The sequence below is a fragment of the Actinopolymorpha pittospori genome (genome assembly GCF_014873875.1).
Taxonomy (GTDB): domain Bacteria; phylum Actinomycetota; class Actinomycetes; order Propionibacteriales; family Actinopolymorphaceae; genus Actinopolymorpha; species Actinopolymorpha pittospori.
Genome location: NZ_JADBEM010000001.1, coordinates 9,006,535 through 9,022,212, shown reverse-complemented (window position 1 = coordinate 9,022,212; position 15,678 = coordinate 9,006,535). Strand labels below are relative to the sequence as shown.

The window sequence follows — 15,678 nt, the reverse complement described above, 5'->3', positions numbered from 1 at the left end:
GGTCGGGCCCGGTGGGGTGGCGCTCGAGCCACCGCGCGGGTCACAGTGATCCGGTCCGCCCGAAAGCCTAGTCCTCCTCGGTCCGACAACGTCCCGACATACCGTCCCAAGTACCTGGTCAGACTGGTTCTGGTCGCTCTTGGTGACCTCGGGCCACGCTCGGGTGAGATGACGGATACGCGCAGTCTCGACCCTGAGGCGAAGTAAGGGACGAACCCTGACGTCCCTTGATGCTAAGAAGGGGCTAAGACCAGGGGTGGATCCGAGCCGTTTTGGCCCATCGGTGGAGACAATGGGATCACCTGCCGGAGCGCCGGTGGGGCGTCGGCTCACGAGGGCATCGCGCCGGCGATCTGGACAGCGAACCAGCGGCCGGCACCCATCCGGCACTGGTAGGAGTGGGGGAGGTGGTCCGATGTCTGAGAACTTCGCGGGCACCGCGCCGGCGGAGACCTGGACGCCTCCGTCCTGGGATGAGATCGTCCGCACACACTCGTCCCGTGTCTACCGCCTGGCCTACCGCCTCACGGGCAACCGGCACGACGCCGAGGACCTGACGCAGGAAGTCTTCGTCCGGGTCTTCCGCTCGTTGTCGACCTACACGCCGGGCACCTTCCAGGGCTGGCTGCACCGCATCACCACCAACCTGTTCCTGGACCTCGCGCGCCGCCGGCAGCGGATCCGGTTCGACGCCCTGCCCGACGACGCGCCGGAGCGCCTGCCCGGCTCCGAGCCGAGCCCGGCCGAGGCCTACGACGACCGGCACCTCGACGCCGACATCCAGGCCGCTCTGGAGGCGCTGCCGCCGGAGTTCCGCGCGGCCGTGGTGCTCTGTGACATCGAGGGCCTCTCCTACGAAGAGATCGCCGCCACGCTGGGCGTCAAGCTCGGAACGGTCCGCAGCCGGATCCACCGGGGACGTTCCCAGCTGCGGGAGGCGCTCGCCCACCGTATGCCGCCCCGCAACCAGGTCGAGTCCGGTGCGGGGGGACGAACCACGATCCGCCCGATGAGGGACCAGTCCAGTGCCGGCCAGGCGACTGGAGGTGCTGCCGAGGCCGCCGGATCCGCCGGTCGGACGGTTCCTGCCGAAAGGAACGCGTGGTGAGCCACGATCGCGCCAGCCTTTCCGCGCTGGTCGACGGCGAGCTCGACCACGAGTCCCGAGACGAAATCCTGGCCCACCTCGCCCACTGCGACGACTGTCGCGCCCAGGTGGACGCCGAGCGCCGCGTCAAGTCCCTCCTGTCGGGGATGCCCGACCCGGCGCCCTCCGCGTCGCTGCAGGCGGGTCTGCTCGCACTGGCCGATTCCGGGCGACCGGGCGACCTCCACACCCCCGCACCCAGCAGGGGTCCGCTGCGTTCCTCCCGGCCGGGGTCGCCGGCCGGGACTCGCCCACCCGGCCAGCCCGGAACCCGTCGGCCGCGCCGCGCCGCCGGCCTACCGGGCCGGTCCCGCCGCCGGCTCACCGTAGGCGTGGCCGGGGCGGCCGCGATGGCCAGCATGGCTCTCGTCACCGCCTTCGCGGTCGGTGGCGGACCGCCCACCCGCGACGAGGTGAGCGTCGTACCCCCGGTCGAGCGCTACGCCGTCGAGCACGCCGGCACCGCTTCCGAAGTCCCCCTGTCCGATCCGGGTGCGGTGACCGCCTCCTTCGGCCGAGAGCTGCTCGAGCTGCCGGCCGGAAGGTGAGCCGGTGGTGACGCGCCCCCTGTCGTCGACATCGATCCGGCTGGTGGCGCTCGCCGTCCTTGCCGGGCTCCTCCTCACCACGGGCCTGCCGGCGGGCGCGGCGGCCGGCAGCGGCGTCCGTCCCCCCAGCGGTCGCGATCCGCAGCCCACGCCACAGCCTGGCGCCCGTGACGTCGACGACGTGGCGGCGGTCGAGGCCCTGCGCAGGGCGGCGGCCGCCGAAGAATCCACGGCCTACTCGGGCACGCAGTTCGTGGCCGTCTGGAACGCCGTGGTCAGCGCGTCCGAACTCGTCGACGTCACGAACGTCCCGGGCCGCGGGACGGCGATCCAGATCCACGGCGGCTCCACCAAGAACGCCGCCGCCTTCGTGGCCAGGGACGCGGGTCCCGCCGACGCCGCCCGGGACGGCGCGAGCAGGGGCCTCGGCAGCCTGGCCGACCTGGCCCGCGCCTACCGTCTCTCCCTCGTCGGGCCGGGAAGCTCCGTCGGCCGGTCCGCGGTCGTGGTCGAGGCGGATCGCCGCGAGGGAACGCCCGCCGCGAAGTTCTGGATCGACGACGAGACCGGCCTCGTGTTGCGCCGGGAGCTCTACGACACCGACGGATCACTCATGCGGGCCAACGCCTACGTCAGCCTCGACGTACGGACCACGTCGCTGTCCCACCTGCCCCCCACCCTCCTCGACGACGACAACGCGGTCGTCGCTCCGGCCGACTACGCCCACCTGGCGGCCCAGGGCTGGAACTGCTGCGACGCGTGGCTCGGCGCCGACCCGGCGGGCCCGGTGCTGCACGACGTACGCCGGACCGACGGCGGGCGCACCCTGCACCTCTCCTACACCGACGGTCTCGTCGGCACCTCCGTCTTCGAGCAGCGCGGCCGGCTGGACGCCTCGGCCCTTTCGGGTTTCACCCGGCGGGTGATGTCCAGCGGTGAGGTGTACGTGAGGTACGGCTTGTCGTCGTACGCGGTGTGGGCCGACAACGGGCTGGTTTACACCGTCGTGTGTGATACGCCCCAGGGTCTGGATGCCGCGGTTGCGGCATTTCCGCGGACTGTACCCACCACGACAGGAGCTGGCCTTGCCCAACGACTGGACCGGGGCATGGCTCGGATGGTCTCCTGGTTGAATCCCTTCGACTGACGAAATGCTGGTGCGCAGCCGCGCCACTGCCGGGTGACGAGGGAAGGGCGGGCCGGGATGACGGAGCGAAGCGAGGGCCTCGAGGACGGGCGCGAGAGGCGGGCGGAGCGGCCGACGCCGCCGCCCGCGGACCACGCCCATGCGACGCAGGCGCCCCGCCCGCAGGGGCCGACCGGCGTCCCCCTCCAACGGATGAACCGGCCCTTCGGCTACCCGACGGAGCGGCCGGACTTCGAACCCCCGCCGGCCTGGGCGCATCCCGCCGCCGGCAACGGCTCCGGACCGGCACCCCGTCCCTTCGGTCTGCCGCCGACGGGACCAGGTAACAACGGGAACGGGAGCAACGGGAGCCCCACCACCGGCACCGGAGGCCGCCTGCCCCGCCGGAACGTCCTCATCGTCGTCGGGGTGGTCCTCGCGCTCGTCGCGGCCACGCTGGGGGCCAGTGCCGGTGTCTTCGCGACGCTGCGCTGGGGGCCGGCGCTGATCACCAGTGCCCCGCCCCAGCCCACCGACGAGCTCGGCTCCAGGGCGTCGGCGTTCCCGAAGCCGGAAAGCGCCGCCACCGTCGCGGGCGCGCTGTTGCCGAGCGTCGTGCAGATCTCCGTCGCGGCCGCGCAGGGTCGGGTGGGTGGCTCGGGATTCGTGCTCCGCGACGACGGCTACATCCTGACCAACAACCATGTCGTCGCCAGCGCGTCCGGCGGCGAGATCAAGGTCGCGTTCAACAACGGGGACGAGGCGACGGCGACGGTCGTGGGCCGGAGTCCGTCCTACGACCTCGCCGTGATCCGGGTGAAGGGCGTCAAGAACCTCAAGCCGGTGGCACTCGGCAACTCCGACAAGGTGCTGGTCGGTGAGCCCGTGGTCGCGCTCGGCTCCCCGCTGGGGCTCGCCGGGACCGTCACCACCGGGATCGTCAGCGCCCGCAACCGTCCGGTCACCGCCGGCGGAGGCGAGAGCGAGATGTCCTACATCAACGCGCTGCAGACCGACGCGGCGATCAACCCCGGCAACTCCGGCGGCCCGCTGGTCAACCTGCGCGCGGAGGTGGTCGGGGTCAACTCCGCGATCGCGACGGTCGGCGACCGCAGCGGGTTCAACGAGAGCGAGCAGCAGGGCAGCATCGGCCTCGGGTTCTCCATCCCGATCAACCAGGCCCGACGCACCGCCGACCAGATCATCAGAACCGGGCACGCCGTCTACCCCGTGGTCGGGGCCGTCGTCGACGTGAGTTACCAGGGTCCGGGCGCCCGCCTCGGCGACGTCGAGCCCGGCAGCGCCGCGGCCCGCGCCGGCCTTCGAAGGGGCGACGTCGTGACCGTGATCAACGGGCACAAGGTCAACGGCGCCGACGACCTGATCGTCCAGATCCGCAGTCACGTGCCGGGGCAGCGGGTCGAGCTCGTCTACGAGCGCGGCGGAGACCAGCACAAGGTCATCGTCACTCTCGGGCAGGAAACCGGCTGACTTCGCCACGTCCCGTATCGATCGGTATCGGTGGGACTGGCCGGGGCTGGACCGGTGTGGCAGGCCCCGAGCAGAGATCGCCGAGGGGGGTTACCCTGGGCGGGTGTTCGACATCGGTGCCCCCGAGTTTCTCGTGCTGGCTATTGCCGCGCTGTTCATCTTCGGGCCCGACCGGTTGCCCGATATCGCCCGGCAGGCCGCCCGCGGTATCCGCCAGGTCCGGTCCATGGCGAACAACGCCCGGCGCGAGCTGGGCCGCGAGCTGGGACCTGAGTTCGAGGACCTGGACATCGCCGATCTGAACCCGCGCAACTTCGTCCGCAAGCACGTTCTGTCCGGCATCGACGAGGACGACCTGCGCGTGGACCGCGACCTCGACCTGCGCAACGACCTGCGGGTCAGCGTCGACGACGACTCGAAGTCCAGCAACGGGTCCAGCAACGGTTCGGTCAACGGCAGCGATCACGTCAACGGCAGTGACGGGGCGAACGGCGCCGAGCCGGCCAAGGACACCGACCACGTGAACGGTGTCGACCGCACGGACGACAGCGACCAGCTCAACGGCACTGCCCGGCTGGGCGCTGACGAGAGTGACGGGTCTGACGCGCGGTCGGTGGAAGACACCGCCGACCAGCCGGCCGACACCGACGCGACCAAGGACCGTCGCCCGGTCTACGACCTCGAGGCCACCTGAGCCTCGGCCGCGCGGGCGGCCTGCGGACATCGGTTCTGCCCGAAGGGCCGCCCACCTCCGCCGACCGGAGAGTTTCCTCAGCACCCCGGTCGGCGTCCGGTGACGTCGAGACGGCTCAGCTCCCGGTCGGCGTCAAGCCGAGGGAACGACCTACCAGACTCGGCCGGCGGTCGGCGAGTTGCTTGGCGAGACCGGCCAGCACGTCGGAGGCGGCGGCCCCCGGGTCGTCGATCACGACCGGCACACCGGCGTCGCCACCGGTCCGCAGCCGAGGGTCGAGCGGGATCTCCGCGAGCAGCGGAACGTCGTAACCGAACCGCTCGCTCAGGGTCGCGGCCACGCGGGTTCCACCGCCGGTGCCGAACACGTCGATCCGGTGGCTGGGCCCGCAGTGCGGGCAGGGCAGCCAGGACATGTTCTCGACCACGCCGACGACCTTCTGGTGCAGCATCGAGGCGATCGTCCCCGCCCGCTCGGCGACCTCGGCGGCGGCCTCCTGGGGGGTGGTGACGACCACGACCTCGGCGTTGGTGAGCTGCTGGCCGACCGAGATCGCCATGTCGCCGGTGCCGGGCGGCAGGTCGAGCAGGAGGATGTCGAGGTCGCCCCAGTAGACGTCGGAGAGCATCTGACCGAGGGCGCGGTCGAGCATCGGACCACGCCACGCGACCACGTGCTGACGGCCGGGCTTGAGCATGCCGATGCTCATGACCTTCACGTCGTAGGCCGGGACCGGCATGATCATCTCTTCGACGCGGGTGGGCCGCAGGTCGGCGATGCCCACCATGGCCGGCACCGAGTGGCCGTAGACGTCGGCGTCGAGGAGGCCGACCTTGAGGCCCTGGCTGGCCATCGCGACAGCGAGGTTGACCGTCACCGAGGACTTGCCGACGCCGCCCTTGCCGGACGCGATCGCGTAGATCCGGGTGAGCGACTCGGGCTTGGCGAAGGGGTTGACCTTGGCGGGTGCCGCGCCTCGGAGCTGGCCCTGCAGCTCCTGGCGCTGCTCGGCGCTCATCACGTCGAGCGTCACGGCGACGTCACGCACGCCGGGCAGGGCCGACAGCGCCTTGGTGACGTCCCGGGTGAGGGTCTCCCGCATGGGACATCCCGCCACCGTCAGCAGGACGGTGACCTCGGCGGTGCCGTCCAGTCGCACCTCGACCGAACGGACCATGCCGAGCTCGGTGATGGGCCGGCGGATCTCGGGGTCGAGGACGCCGCCGAGCGCGGCGTGTAGCTGCTCCTGCGTAGGCACGGTCATACACCTGATGCTACGGGCTCCCGCCACGGCCACCTCGAGCGCGGGCTTCGGCGGCGCGCGTCGACGCCGCCGATCCGCTGCCCTCCGGTTCTGACCGGATGTGTCCGGGGTTGTCCGGGCGGTGGTCACGGTCGCGTCGCTCGTCGAGTTCGGCGAGGAGGGCCCGCAGCTCAGAGCGGATGTAGTCGCGGGTGGCGACCTCGCCGACGGCCGCCCGCAGGGACGCCACCTCGCGGGCCAGGAACTCGATGTCCGCGCGGGTGCGGGTGGTCATGTCGCGGTCCTGGTCGTACTGGACGCGGTCCCGGGCCTCCTGGCGGTTCTGGGCCAGCAGGATCAGCGGCGCGGCGTAGGAGGCCTGGGTGGAGAAGAACAGGTTCAGCAGGATGAACGGGTACGGGTCCCACTTGAGTCCGTAGATCCCGATCAGGTTGAGGCCGATCCAGACGATCACGAAGACCGTCATGTACGCGATGAAGCGGGCCGTGCCCATGAACCGCGCGAAGGTCTCGGCGAAGCGGCCGAACAGCTCCGGGTCGTACTGCGGCCGGAACGTCCGGCCCGGTATGCGCGGAGTGTCCAGCCGCCGGCTGTCCGACCGAGGTCCCCGGCCCCGCTCGAGGTAGCGGCGTTCGGCCTCGCTACGGCGTTCGGCCTCACTGCGGCGGCTCTGGCCCGGGTCACTCGCCACGGTTCACCTCCGCGAACCGCTCGCGCCAGTTGTCCGGCAGCAGGTGGTCGAGCACGTCGTCGACCGTCACGGCGCCGAGCAGCCGCCCGGCCTCGTCGACGACCGGTGCGGCGACGAGGTTGTAGGTCGCGAGATAGCTCGTGACCTCCTCCAGGGACGCCTCCGGCCACATCGCCTCGAGCTCGGTGTCGATCACACCCGAGATCAGGTCGGACGGGGGCTCGCGCAGGAGACGCTGGATGTGTGCGATCCCGAGCAGCCGGCCGGTCGGCGCCTCGAGAGGCGGCCGGCACACATAGACCATCGCGGCCAGTGCCGGGGTGAGCTCGGGGTTGCGGACCTGGGCGAGCGCGTCGGCGATGGTGGCGTCCGGTGGCAGCACGACCGGCGCGGTCGTCATCAGTCCGCCCGCCGTGTGCTCCTCGTAGCTGAGGAGCCGGCGTACGTCCTCCGCCTCCTTCGGCTCCATCAGGGTGAGCAGGTAGTCGGCGGTCTCCGGCGGCAGCTCGGCCATCAGGTCGGCGGCGTCGTCGGGGGACATCTCCTCGATGATGTCGGCAGCACGTTCGACGTCGAGGGCGCCGAGGATCTCCACCTGGTCCTCCTCCGGCAGCTCCTCGAGCACGTCGGCCAGACGCTCGTCGGTGAGGGCGGCCGCGACCTCCGAACGCCGCTTCGGCGTGAGGTCGTGCAGAACGCTCGCGAGGTCGGCGGGGCGCATGCTCTCCAGCGTCGCCAGCAGGTGGGTCGCGCCCTGCGTCTCCTCGACCAGGCTCAGGCCCGTCACGGCGTCCCAGTCGACGACCGCGGTCTGCCCTCGCCGCCCGAACCGCTTTGCCCGCTTGAGGATCGCCACCTTGGCCACCATCCAGTCGCGGCCCCGCGACTGCTCGATCCCGAGGTCGATGACGGTGACCTCCTCGTCCGTCTCGCGCAAGGTGACCTTGCGGTCGAGGAGTTCGCCCAGGGCGAGGGTCTCGGTGGGGCGCTGCTGGAACCGCCGCATGTTGACCAGCCCGGTGGTCACGATCTGGCCGGCGTCCATGCTGATCACGCGGGTCATCGGCAAGAAGATGCGGCGTCGCCCCAGCACCTCGACGACCAGGCCGAGTACGCGGGGCGGTTGGTTGCGGGGCTGGAGCATGACGATGACGTCGCGGGCCCTGCCTACCTGGTCACCGCGTGGGTCGTAGACGATCGTCGACGCCAGTTTCGCGACGAACACCCGGGTCGGGGACCCGCTCATCTTCTGCTGCCCCTTTCGTCGCCACGGTCAGGCTAACCCGCTGGAGGCGACGACAGGCCCGAGGTCGAACCGCGGTGGCCCGACTGTGTGGTCGGGACGGAGCGAAGTCGACAAACGGGCCACGCGGCCGGTCGTACGCCAGGTGCGGCGCTGTGCGGGCCTGGTGGGGACGCCGCGCTCAGGACAGGCGCGGCCGGTGCCGCGGCCGTTTGTGTACGACCCAGGGAAGGCGTCCGGTGGTGGTCGCCGGGCTGGCCGGAGGCGGTGCGGCGGCTCGGTCGGCCGGCATCGAACCAGGCGCCTCGAGCACCTCACCGGTAGGTGTGAGGCGCACGATGACGGCGGACTCGGCCCAGCGGGCCGCCAGGCCGGGGCCGTCGACGGTGTTGAGCCGGTCCGCGCGCAGCGCACCGAGCGCTTCCTCCCAGTCCGGAGTGCCGGGAGCCAGGCGCTCGACGGCGGCGCGCCAGCTGACCAGCCGGGCGCCGCTGTCCTTGGAGCGGCAGTTGACCGTGGCGGAGGAGGCCCCGGCCAGCCCGGGCAGGGACTGCTCCGGGCCGGCCGTGCCCTCGCCCCTGCCCTCGCCGGCGTCGGCGACGACGTAGGCCGCCCCGTCCTTCCAGACGTGCCATGCCGGTCGAGGCCGGTCGAGGCCGGCGTAGTCCAGCCACAGCACCGAGGAACGACGGGCGGCCTCCTCGACGAGGGCCAGCCGGACGGCCTGGTCGCGCTCCGCGTCACTCATGGGGCGAGGTTGTCACAGATCCGGTTCAGTCGCTGAGGGTGATGCGGGGGACCCCCGGCGGTTCGAAGCCCATCACCTGGCCGTAGAACGAGAGTTCAGCCTCGGTGGCGGCGATGATGGACTCCGCCTTCCGGAAGCCGTGCTGCTCGCCCGGGAAGACCATGAGCGCGTGCCGGATGCTCTGGCTGGCGAGCGCGTCCCGGAACTTCTCGGCCTGTTCGAGGGGGACGACCGGGTCGTCGGATCCCTGCAGCAGCAGGACCGGGCAGCGGGTCTGGTCGGCGTGGCTCAGCGGAGAACGCTTGTCGGCGCGGGCGGCGATGGCGGGGTCGCTCAGGTCGCCCACCAGACCGTCGAGGTAGCGCGACTCGAAGTCGTGCGTGGTCGCGGCCAGGAGCCGGACGTCGGCCACACCGAACAGCGACGTCCCAGCGGCGAAGACGTCGGTGTCGGTGACCGCGCAGAGCGTCGTCCAGCCGCCGGCGCTGCCACCACGGATCGCGAGCCGGGCCGGATCGGCGTCACCGCGGTCGACCAGCGCCCGGGCCGCGGCCGCGCAGTCCTCGACGTCGACGATGCCCCACTGGTCGCGCAGGCGTTCCCGGTAGGCGCGGCCGTAGCCGGTGGAGCCGCCGTAGTTGACGTCGACCACGCCGATGCCGCGGCTGGTGAAGTAGGCCTTGCCGAGGTCGAGGGTGGCCAGCGAGGCCGAGGTCGGGCCGCCGTGGACGAAGACGACGTACGGCGGCAACTCACCCGTCGGTGCCTCGAAGTCGGCGTTGGCCGGCGGGTAGACGTGGACGTGCACGCCCTGGCCGTCGCCACCGGGCAGCGTGGTCGACTCGGGGATCGGAAGGTAGCCCGCGTCGGGAACCAGGTCGGGGTCCAGCGCGCTCCGCAGGACCTCGACGTCGCTCCCGTCACCGGAGGCGGCGAACCGGACCAGGGCGGTTGGGGTGGTGGGCCCTCCCGCGACGACGACCGCCCGCCCACCGGAGACGGCAAGGCTGGTGCCGAACACCTGGTAAGGCAGGTCGAGGTCGGTCAGCGTGCCGGTCGCCGGGTCGAGCCGGCCGATCCGCTCAGTGCCCGACGGGACCGGGCCGTGCATGCACAGCACGGTGCCGTCGGGCAGGGCGGCGTAGGACGTGTACCCGAGCTGCCACAGCGGTGCGCCGAACTCCTCCTGCGCGGAACGCAGCGCGACGGGCTCGCCGCCCGAGGCGTCGAGGCGGTAGAGGTTCCACCACCCGGTCCGGTCGGAGACGGCGTACAGCTGGTCGTCGTCTGCCCACTCAGGCTGGAACACCGACTCGGTGGGACCGCCGAGGATCGTGGTCCACTCCGGCACCCGGCCGGACGCGTCGAGCGCGCCGACCCGAAGCTCGGTGCCGTCCCAGGGCATCCGGGGGTGGTCCCAGGCGAGCCAGGCGAGCCGGGTGCCGTCAGGCGAGAGGCGGAGGTTGGCGAGGAAACGGGAACCGCCGACGATCTCCCGGATCGCGTTCTCGTCCTCGGCGGCGCTTCCGTCGGTGGGGACGGCGACCAGGTGGCGTTCGAGGTCGTCGTCGGTGTGGCGTTCCCGGACGCACCACACCTCGGCGCCGTCGCGGGCGACGACCAGGTCGGCGTAGCGGAGTCCGGCCGGGATCGCGGGCGCGGGTGTGAGCGGAACCGGCCGCTCGGCGCCCGGGTCGAGGCGGTAGAGCCGCTGGCCGTCGAACTGCGCGAAGACGAGTGCGTGGCCGGCCGGTCCGGGTACGCCGACGAAGGAGCGTCCGCCGTACTCGTGTACGCGGGTGCGGGTGTTCCACGGCGCCGGCAACAGTTCCTCGACGGTCCCGTCGGAACGACGAGCCATGACGGTCGACCGGCCGCCCTCGGCGGGGCGACCCTCCGCCCACCAGATCTCGTCACCGACGATCGTCGGGAAGCTCAGTGGGCGGGCGGCTGCCGTCAGCATCGAGGCGCTGACCGGCGAGACCCATTCTCCGTAGGGAGCGACTGCCTTGGTGGTCATCGGCCGAGCGTAGGACTTCTCGCCCGCGCGGGGCCATGGCCCTCCAGGTCGATCCCGTTGAGTGGTGTCGGTTTCTGGGTTCTGGGACCGACGTCGTGAGGCTTGCGTTCGCAGATCGGTAAGTTGTAGCTTACCGTTCGTGAGGACTTACCAGGGCGCGGCACTGGAGGCGCTCGGTGACCCGACCAGGCGGGCGATCTTCGAACGTCTCGGGCAGGGGCCGTGCGCGGTCGGGGAACTCGCCCGCGACCTTCCGGTCAGCCGGCCGGCGGTGTCCCAACACCTCAAGGTGCTCAAGCAGGCGGGGCTGGTGGTCGACGAACCGGTCGGCACCCGGCGGGTCTACCGCCTCAATCCGGACGGCGTCGCCGGGCTCCAGGCGTACTTCCATGGGTTCTGGACCCAGGCGCTGACCGCCTTCAAGGAGCGGGTCGAGGGCCCGGGAGAGGAAGCACGATGACACAGGAGCCCACCACGCGTGGCGCTGAGGACGCGTTGGTCCGTACCGAGATCGTGGTGAACGCGCCGATCGAGACGGCTTTCGACGTCTTCACCGAGGGGATCGACACCTGGTGGCCGCGTGCCCACCACCTGGGTGGCGGGACTCTCGACAAGGAGGTCGTCGAACCTCGTGTCGGCGGCCGGTGCTACGGGCGCGACGTCGACGGTACGGAGTGCCAGTGGGGAACGGTCCTCGCGTGGGACCGCCCGCACCATCTCGCGTTCGCCTGGCAGATCAACCTGGCGTGGACGTTCGACCCCGACCTGGACCAGGCCAGCCGGGTCGACGTGCACTTCGGGTCCGACGGAGCAGGACGGACGAAGGTCACGCTGGTGCACTCCGAACTCGAGCGGCACGGAACCGGATGGGACTCCATGCGGGGTTCCGTCGGCAGCGAGGGCGGCTGGCCCGGGATGCTCCAGGCGTTCGCGAAGGCGACAGGAGGCGCCGCAGCCTGACCTACATACATCCCGCGTACCCCGTGATCATGGGCACGGGGCACGCGGGGTTGTCGGAGCCGTTGTCGTACCGGGGTCAGAGCCAGCCGTTGCGCTTGAAGTAGCGGTGCAACATCGCACAGATCACCGCGATCACGATGAGGACGGTGGGATAACCGTAGGGCCAGTCGGTCCCCATCATGTGGGTGAAGTTCATGCCGTAGATGCCGGCGATCATGGTCGGCACGGCAAGGATCGCGACCCAGGCCGAGATCTTGCGCATGTCCTCGTTCTCGGCGACGGTGAGCTGGGCCAGGCTCGCCTGCAGGATCGAGGTGAGCAACTCGTCGAAGGCGGCGACCTGCTCCCGGACGCGCGCGAGGTGGTCCTCGACGTCGCGGAAGTACTCCCGGATCTCCGGGGCGACCAGCCGGACCGGACGTTCGGCGAGTTGGCGGAGCGGACCGGCGAGTGGCGCCACCGCCCGCTTCAGCTCGAGGACCTGGCGCTTGAGCTGGTAGACGCGTTCGACGTTGCGCGCCCCGCGGGCGGAGAAGACGGAGATCTCCAGCTCGTCGATGTCGTCCTGGAGCCGGTCGACGACGGTCAGGTAGTCGTCCACCACCCGGTCGGCGACGGCGTGGAGCACCGCGGACGGTCCGTGCGCGAGGTGGTCCGGGTTTTCCTGCAGCTGCCGGCGTACCTGGCCGAGCGCGCTGTGGTCGCCGTGTCGCACGGTCACCACGAACTCCGGACCCACGAAGGCCATCACCTCGCCGGTCTCGACGACCTCGCTGGTCGAGGTGAGCTCCTCGTGCGGACAGTAGCGAACGGTCTTGAACACCGCGAACAGCGAGTCGCCGTAGCGCTCCAGCTTCGGCCGCTGGTGTGCCGTGACGGCGTCCTCGACGGCGAGGGGGTGCAGCTCGAACTCCGCCGCGATTCCGGCGAGCTGGCTCTCGCTGGGTTCGAACAGGCCGATCCAGACGAACCCGCCGCCCTGCCGAGCCCGGTTGACGGCGTCGGCGTACGACGTGACGTCGTCCTGGCGCTTGCCGTCCCGGTAGAAGGCCCAGTCGACCACCGCGGTCTGCGGACTGGTCGACGACGGTGAGGAGAGTGGGTGCGCACCGACGGTGGGCCGGCGTCGGATCGCGCGCATCATGGCGCGGGCGCGCCGTCCGCCGAGCACGGCGGTGCGCTGGTCACGAACGGTGGTGGTGGGCAGGGCCATATCGGCCACCTCCTCGTCCCGAAAAACGGCGAGCGAACCCGTCCACCCACGATGTGGAGATGGACGGCGGAGGTCCTCCGAAGCCCGGAAACCGGTGGCGAGGCGTGCTAACGCTGGCTGGCCGGAAGGCGACGGAGGACGCGGGTACTGCACGGACAGGCAGGTTTCACCCGATCCACCTCCTTGACGCCAGGCCCCCGCGAGGGCGGGACCACCAGGGATCGCGAGTCCGAAACGCCGGAGCCCAAGATGGGCGGCTCGTGGCCTATGTCTGGACGGAAGCGACCGACGTACAGCCTATCAGCGTCAAATTCGAGATAGTGGGGCATCCTCGAAGGAGGCAGCCGATACGCCCACCCGACTCCGTCGCCGATGAACGATCCGAGATCTCGAGGAGTTCGTGATGCGCAGACAACCGCTTCCAGAGCTTCCGGCCGGCGTGTCGGTCGGTTCCCACGGGACCTACGCCGCGGCGCAACGAGCCGTCGATTTCCTTTCCGACAACAAGTTCCCGGTCGAGAACGTCTCCATCGTGGGCAGTGACCTGAAGCTGGTCGAGCGTGTCACCGGTCGGCTGACGCAGGGCCGTGCGATCGGGATCGGCGCTGGAGGAGGTGCCTGGTGGGGCCTCTTCGTCGGCATCCTGCTCAGCCTTTTCACGCCATCCGGTGGCAACGCGGTCGTGGTGATCGTCCTCGCCATCGTGATCGGTTTGGTGTTCGGCGTTCTCTTCGGCTGGATCGGCTACCGCGCGACCGGTGGTCGCCGGGACTTCACGTCCATGACCCAGGTCGTCGCGGGCACCTACGAGGTGATCTGCAGACCCGACCACGCCGAGGAAGCGCGACACCTGCTCGCCCGGCTCGCGCTGCAGACCGGCGAGCTGTGAGGCGCGGGTGAACGACCCTCGTCCCGAACTCTGGCTCGCCCGGCACGGTGAGACCGAATGGAGCCGAACGAGCCGCCACACCAGTATCACCGACGTTCCGCTGACCCAGGCCGGGGAACGCTCGGCCTGGGAGCTCGGTGATCGTCTCGCCGGTACGAGCTTCGACCTGGTGCTCAGTAGCCCGCTGTCCCGAGCCCGCGAGACCGCCCGACTCGCGGGCTTCGGCGACCGGATCGAGATCGATCCCGGCGCGCAGGAGTGGAGGTACGGCGACCACGAGGGCCGCACCACCGCACAGATTCGGGAGGACGACCCGGACTGGAGTGTCTGGACGCACCCCTCACCCGGTGGGGAGTCCCTGGAGCAGGTCGCCGCCCGAGCCGACCTGCTCATCGCTCGGGTCCGCCGCGAGGCGTCGACGCGGGCGCTCGTCTTCTCCCACGGACACTTCCTCCGGGTCCTCGGCGCGCGCTGGATGGACCTGCCGCCGCGGGTGGGCGCCAACCTGGTCCTCGACGTCGCGACCGTGAGCGTGTTGGGTTGGGAGCGCGGCGAGACCCCCGCGATCCAACGCTGGAACGCCTGAGCCTGAAGCGAGCGGGGACCCGCTCAGAGGTTCCAGGCGAGGAAGGCGAGGTGGTCGGGAACCATCCGGCACCAGTAGCCGATGGTGTGCGCACCGGGCTGGAAGCCGCCGCTCGGTCGCGGGTGCAGCGCCCGTACGAAGGACCTCGTCGCGGCCGCGAAGGCGTCGTCCTGTCCGCAGTCGATCCGCAGCCGCAGGCCGTCCAGTGGCCGCTGGTCGGCGAAGACGTCGTTGGCCCTGAAGTCGGTCTCGTTGTCGAACGCGCCCGGCCGGACGTCGTCGTAGTTCTCCCACAGCGCCGGGCTCAGCGCCGCGGCCGCGGCGACCCGGTCGGGATGCCGCTCGGCCAGCAGCAGCGCGCCGTACCCGCCCATCGACCAACCGAAGAGACCGATCCGGTCCGTCCGCAGGCCACGTTCGGAGAGCAGCGGGAGGAGTTCGGTGAGGAGCATCGCCTGCGGGTCGTCGCCGTTGCGGCGACGGTGCCAGAACGTCGCGGCGCCGCCGTCGACCGAGACGAGCGCGAAGGGGGTCGGCCACTTCGCCACCGCGGCGGCCATGAAGCGATCCAGCCCGAGATCGTCGAACGCCGAGCGGTGGTCGCCGTCGCGGCCGTGGAGAGCCAGCACGACGGGCAGCGGGGCGTCGGTGGGAGAGCCGGGTGGGTACGCGGCGGCCCAGTGGACCTGCGCGTCGCCCAGGGCGGCGGACCGGAACGACCCGGTGACCCGTTGGCCTGGTTCGACGTCGGGAATCGTGCCGTTCTCCCCGGTGAGGCCCAGTGCCGTGTGCAGGGTGGTCCGGCCCGGGACGACGTGGGTCTCGACCAGTCCGACCCCTGCCGAACCCACGGCCAGGGCTCCGACACCGGCGGCGAGGAACGAGCGGCGACTCGGTGGCATGCGGGCAATCGTGGCATGTCGGTGATCCCGATGATCATCCAGCCGCTGCCTCGTGACGGTCCTCTCACCAGTCCGCCACCAAGTCGTCTCGAAGTCGCCTCCAACCAGCCATAATGCCGTCGCGTCCCCTTGACGTGGTGACCGGAACCGGAGGAG

At 71.1% G+C, this 15,678-nt stretch carries 16 protein-coding genes; 9 read left to right on the top strand and 7 right to left on the bottom strand.

Going from position 1 to position 15,678, the window contains the following annotated elements; translation table 11 throughout:
• The first annotated feature begins 415 nt into the window (after window positions 1-415).
• The 5 genes from sigE (at window position 416) to HEB94_RS41690 (ending at window position 5,006) form a co-directional block, all read left to right on the top strand.
• Entirely contained in the window at window positions 416-1,108 is a 693-nt protein-coding gene (gene sigE, locus HEB94_RS41710) for an RNA polymerase sigma factor SigE (RefSeq protein ID WP_238361758.1), read from the top strand.
• Window positions 1,105-1,695 carry a zf-HC2 domain-containing protein gene (locus tag HEB94_RS41705; protein WP_202896827.1) on the top strand — a complete coding sequence of 197 codons (591 nt, stop codon included), beginning with the start codon at window positions 1,105-1,107 and terminating at the stop codon, window positions 1,693-1,695. Before sigE ends, HEB94_RS41705 begins: the two co-directional genes overlap by 4 nt.
• A gap of 4 nt (window positions 1,696-1,699) precedes the next feature.
• A complete protein-coding gene (locus tag HEB94_RS53960; protein WP_192754944.1) occupies window positions 1,700-2,842 on the top strand; it encodes a sigma-E factor regulatory protein RseB domain-containing protein in 1,143 nt (380 codons plus the stop codon).
• A 57-nt stretch (window positions 2,843-2,899) separates the two neighbouring features.
• On the top strand, window positions 2,900-4,312 hold the full coding sequence (locus HEB94_RS41695; RefSeq protein ID WP_238361757.1) for a S1C family serine protease: 1,413 nt from the start codon (window positions 2,900-2,902) through the stop codon (window positions 4,310-4,312).
• 103 nt (window positions 4,313-4,415) lie between these two features.
• A complete protein-coding gene (locus HEB94_RS41690) occupies window positions 4,416-5,006 on the top strand; it encodes a sec-independent translocase (RefSeq protein ID WP_192754943.1) in 591 nt (196 codons plus the stop codon).
• Window positions 5,007-5,121: 115 nt separating this feature from the next.
• On the opposite strand, the gene HEB94_RS41685 is transcribed toward HEB94_RS41690, so the two are convergent.
• The 5 genes from HEB94_RS41685 to HEB94_RS41665 all read right to left on the bottom strand — a co-directional run bounded on the left by HEB94_RS41685 (window position 5,122) and on the right by HEB94_RS41665 (window position 10,972).
• Entirely contained in the window at window positions 5,122-6,270 is a 1,149-nt protein-coding gene (locus tag HEB94_RS41685; RefSeq protein ID WP_192754942.1) for an Mrp/NBP35 family ATP-binding protein, read from the bottom strand.
• Window positions 6,271-6,280: 10 nt separating this feature from the next.
• Window positions 6,281-6,853 (bottom strand): DUF1003 domain-containing protein, encoded by a 573-nt coding sequence (locus HEB94_RS41680; RefSeq protein ID WP_202897792.1) that lies wholly within the window; start codon window positions 6,851-6,853, stop codon window positions 6,281-6,283.
• Between the two features lie 97 nt (window positions 6,854-6,950).
• Complete coding sequence (locus HEB94_RS41675; protein WP_192754940.1) at window positions 6,951-8,207, bottom strand: magnesium transporter MgtE N-terminal domain-containing protein; 1,257 nt, start codon at window positions 8,205-8,207, stop codon at window positions 6,951-6,953.
• A gap of 178 nt (window positions 8,208-8,385) precedes the next feature.
• Window positions 8,386-8,952 carry a hypothetical protein gene (locus HEB94_RS41670; protein ID WP_192754939.1) on the bottom strand — a complete coding sequence of 189 codons (567 nt, stop codon included), beginning with the start codon at window positions 8,950-8,952 and terminating at the stop codon, window positions 8,386-8,388.
• A gap of 25 nt (window positions 8,953-8,977) precedes the next feature.
• On the bottom strand, window positions 8,978-10,972 hold the full coding sequence (locus HEB94_RS41665; RefSeq protein ID WP_192754938.1) for a S9 family peptidase: 1,995 nt from the start codon (window positions 10,970-10,972) through the stop codon (window positions 8,978-8,980).
• A gap of 139 nt (window positions 10,973-11,111) precedes the next feature.
• On the opposite strand from HEB94_RS41665, the gene HEB94_RS41660 reads away from it, so the two are divergent.
• Together HEB94_RS41660 and HEB94_RS41655 are read left to right on the top strand one after the other, a co-directional pair.
• A complete protein-coding gene (locus tag HEB94_RS41660; protein ID WP_192754937.1) occupies window positions 11,112-11,432 on the top strand; it encodes a metalloregulator ArsR/SmtB family transcription factor in 321 nt (106 codons plus the stop codon).
• A complete protein-coding gene (locus HEB94_RS41655) occupies window positions 11,429-11,932 on the top strand; it encodes an SRPBCC family protein (protein WP_192754936.1) in 504 nt (167 codons plus the stop codon). The genes HEB94_RS41660 and HEB94_RS41655 overlap by 4 nt, the downstream gene beginning before the upstream one ends.
• Window positions 11,933-12,008: 76 nt before the next feature.
• On the opposite strand, the gene HEB94_RS41650 is transcribed toward HEB94_RS41655, so the two are convergent.
• Window positions 12,009-13,145 (bottom strand): magnesium and cobalt transport protein CorA, encoded by a 1,137-nt coding sequence (locus HEB94_RS41650; RefSeq protein ID WP_192754935.1) that lies wholly within the window; start codon window positions 13,143-13,145, stop codon window positions 12,009-12,011.
• 403 nt (window positions 13,146-13,548) lie between these two features.
• On the opposite strand from HEB94_RS41650, the gene HEB94_RS41645 reads away from it, so the two are divergent.
• Window positions 13,549-14,034 carry a YflT domain-containing protein gene (locus HEB94_RS41645; RefSeq protein ID WP_192754934.1) on the top strand — a complete coding sequence of 162 codons (486 nt, stop codon included), beginning with the start codon at window positions 13,549-13,551 and terminating at the stop codon, window positions 14,032-14,034.
• Between the two features lie 7 nt (window positions 14,035-14,041).
• Entirely contained in the window at window positions 14,042-14,620 is a 579-nt protein-coding gene (locus HEB94_RS41640; RefSeq protein WP_192754933.1) for a histidine phosphatase family protein, read from the top strand.
• Between the two features lie 23 nt (window positions 14,621-14,643).
• Here HEB94_RS41640 and HEB94_RS41635 read toward each other — a convergent pair whose 3' ends face one another.
• On the bottom strand, window positions 14,644-15,522 hold the full coding sequence (locus HEB94_RS41635; protein ID WP_192754932.1) for an alpha/beta hydrolase: 879 nt from the start codon (window positions 15,520-15,522) through the stop codon (window positions 14,644-14,646).
• Window positions 15,523-15,678: the final 156 nt, after the last annotated feature.

Coding starts and splice junctions, on each gene's coding strand:
- HEB94_RS41685 (WP_192754942.1), bottom strand. CDS start 6,270: ATGACCGTGCCTACGCAGGAGCAGCTACACGCCGCGCTCGGCGGCGTC.
- sigE (WP_238361758.1), top strand. CDS start 416: ATGTCTGAGAACTTCGCGGGCACCGCGCCGGCGGAGACCTGGACGCCT.
- HEB94_RS41670 (WP_192754939.1), bottom strand. CDS start 8,952: ATGAGTGACGCGGAGCGCGACCAGGCCGTCCGGCTGGCCCTCGTCGAG.
- HEB94_RS41675 (WP_192754940.1), bottom strand. CDS start 8,207: ATGAGCGGGTCCCCGACCCGGGTGTTCGTCGCGAAACTGGCGTCGACG.
- HEB94_RS41655 (WP_192754936.1), top strand. CDS start 11,429: ATGACACAGGAGCCCACCACGCGTGGCGCTGAGGACGCGTTGGTCCGT.
- HEB94_RS41650 (WP_192754935.1), bottom strand. CDS start 13,145: ATGGCCCTGCCCACCACCACCGTTCGTGACCAGCGCACCGCCGTGCTC.
- HEB94_RS41695 (WP_238361757.1), top strand. CDS start 2,900: ATGACGGAGCGAAGCGAGGGCCTCGAGGACGGGCGCGAGAGGCGGGCG.
- HEB94_RS41635 (WP_192754932.1), bottom strand. CDS start 15,522: ATGCCACCGAGTCGCCGCTCGTTCCTCGCCGCCGGTGTCGGAGCCCTG.
- HEB94_RS41645 (WP_192754934.1), top strand. CDS start 13,549: ATGCGCAGACAACCGCTTCCAGAGCTTCCGGCCGGCGTGTCGGTCGGT.
- HEB94_RS41665 (WP_192754938.1), bottom strand. CDS start 10,972: ATGACCACCAAGGCAGTCGCTCCCTACGGAGAATGGGTCTCGCCGGTC.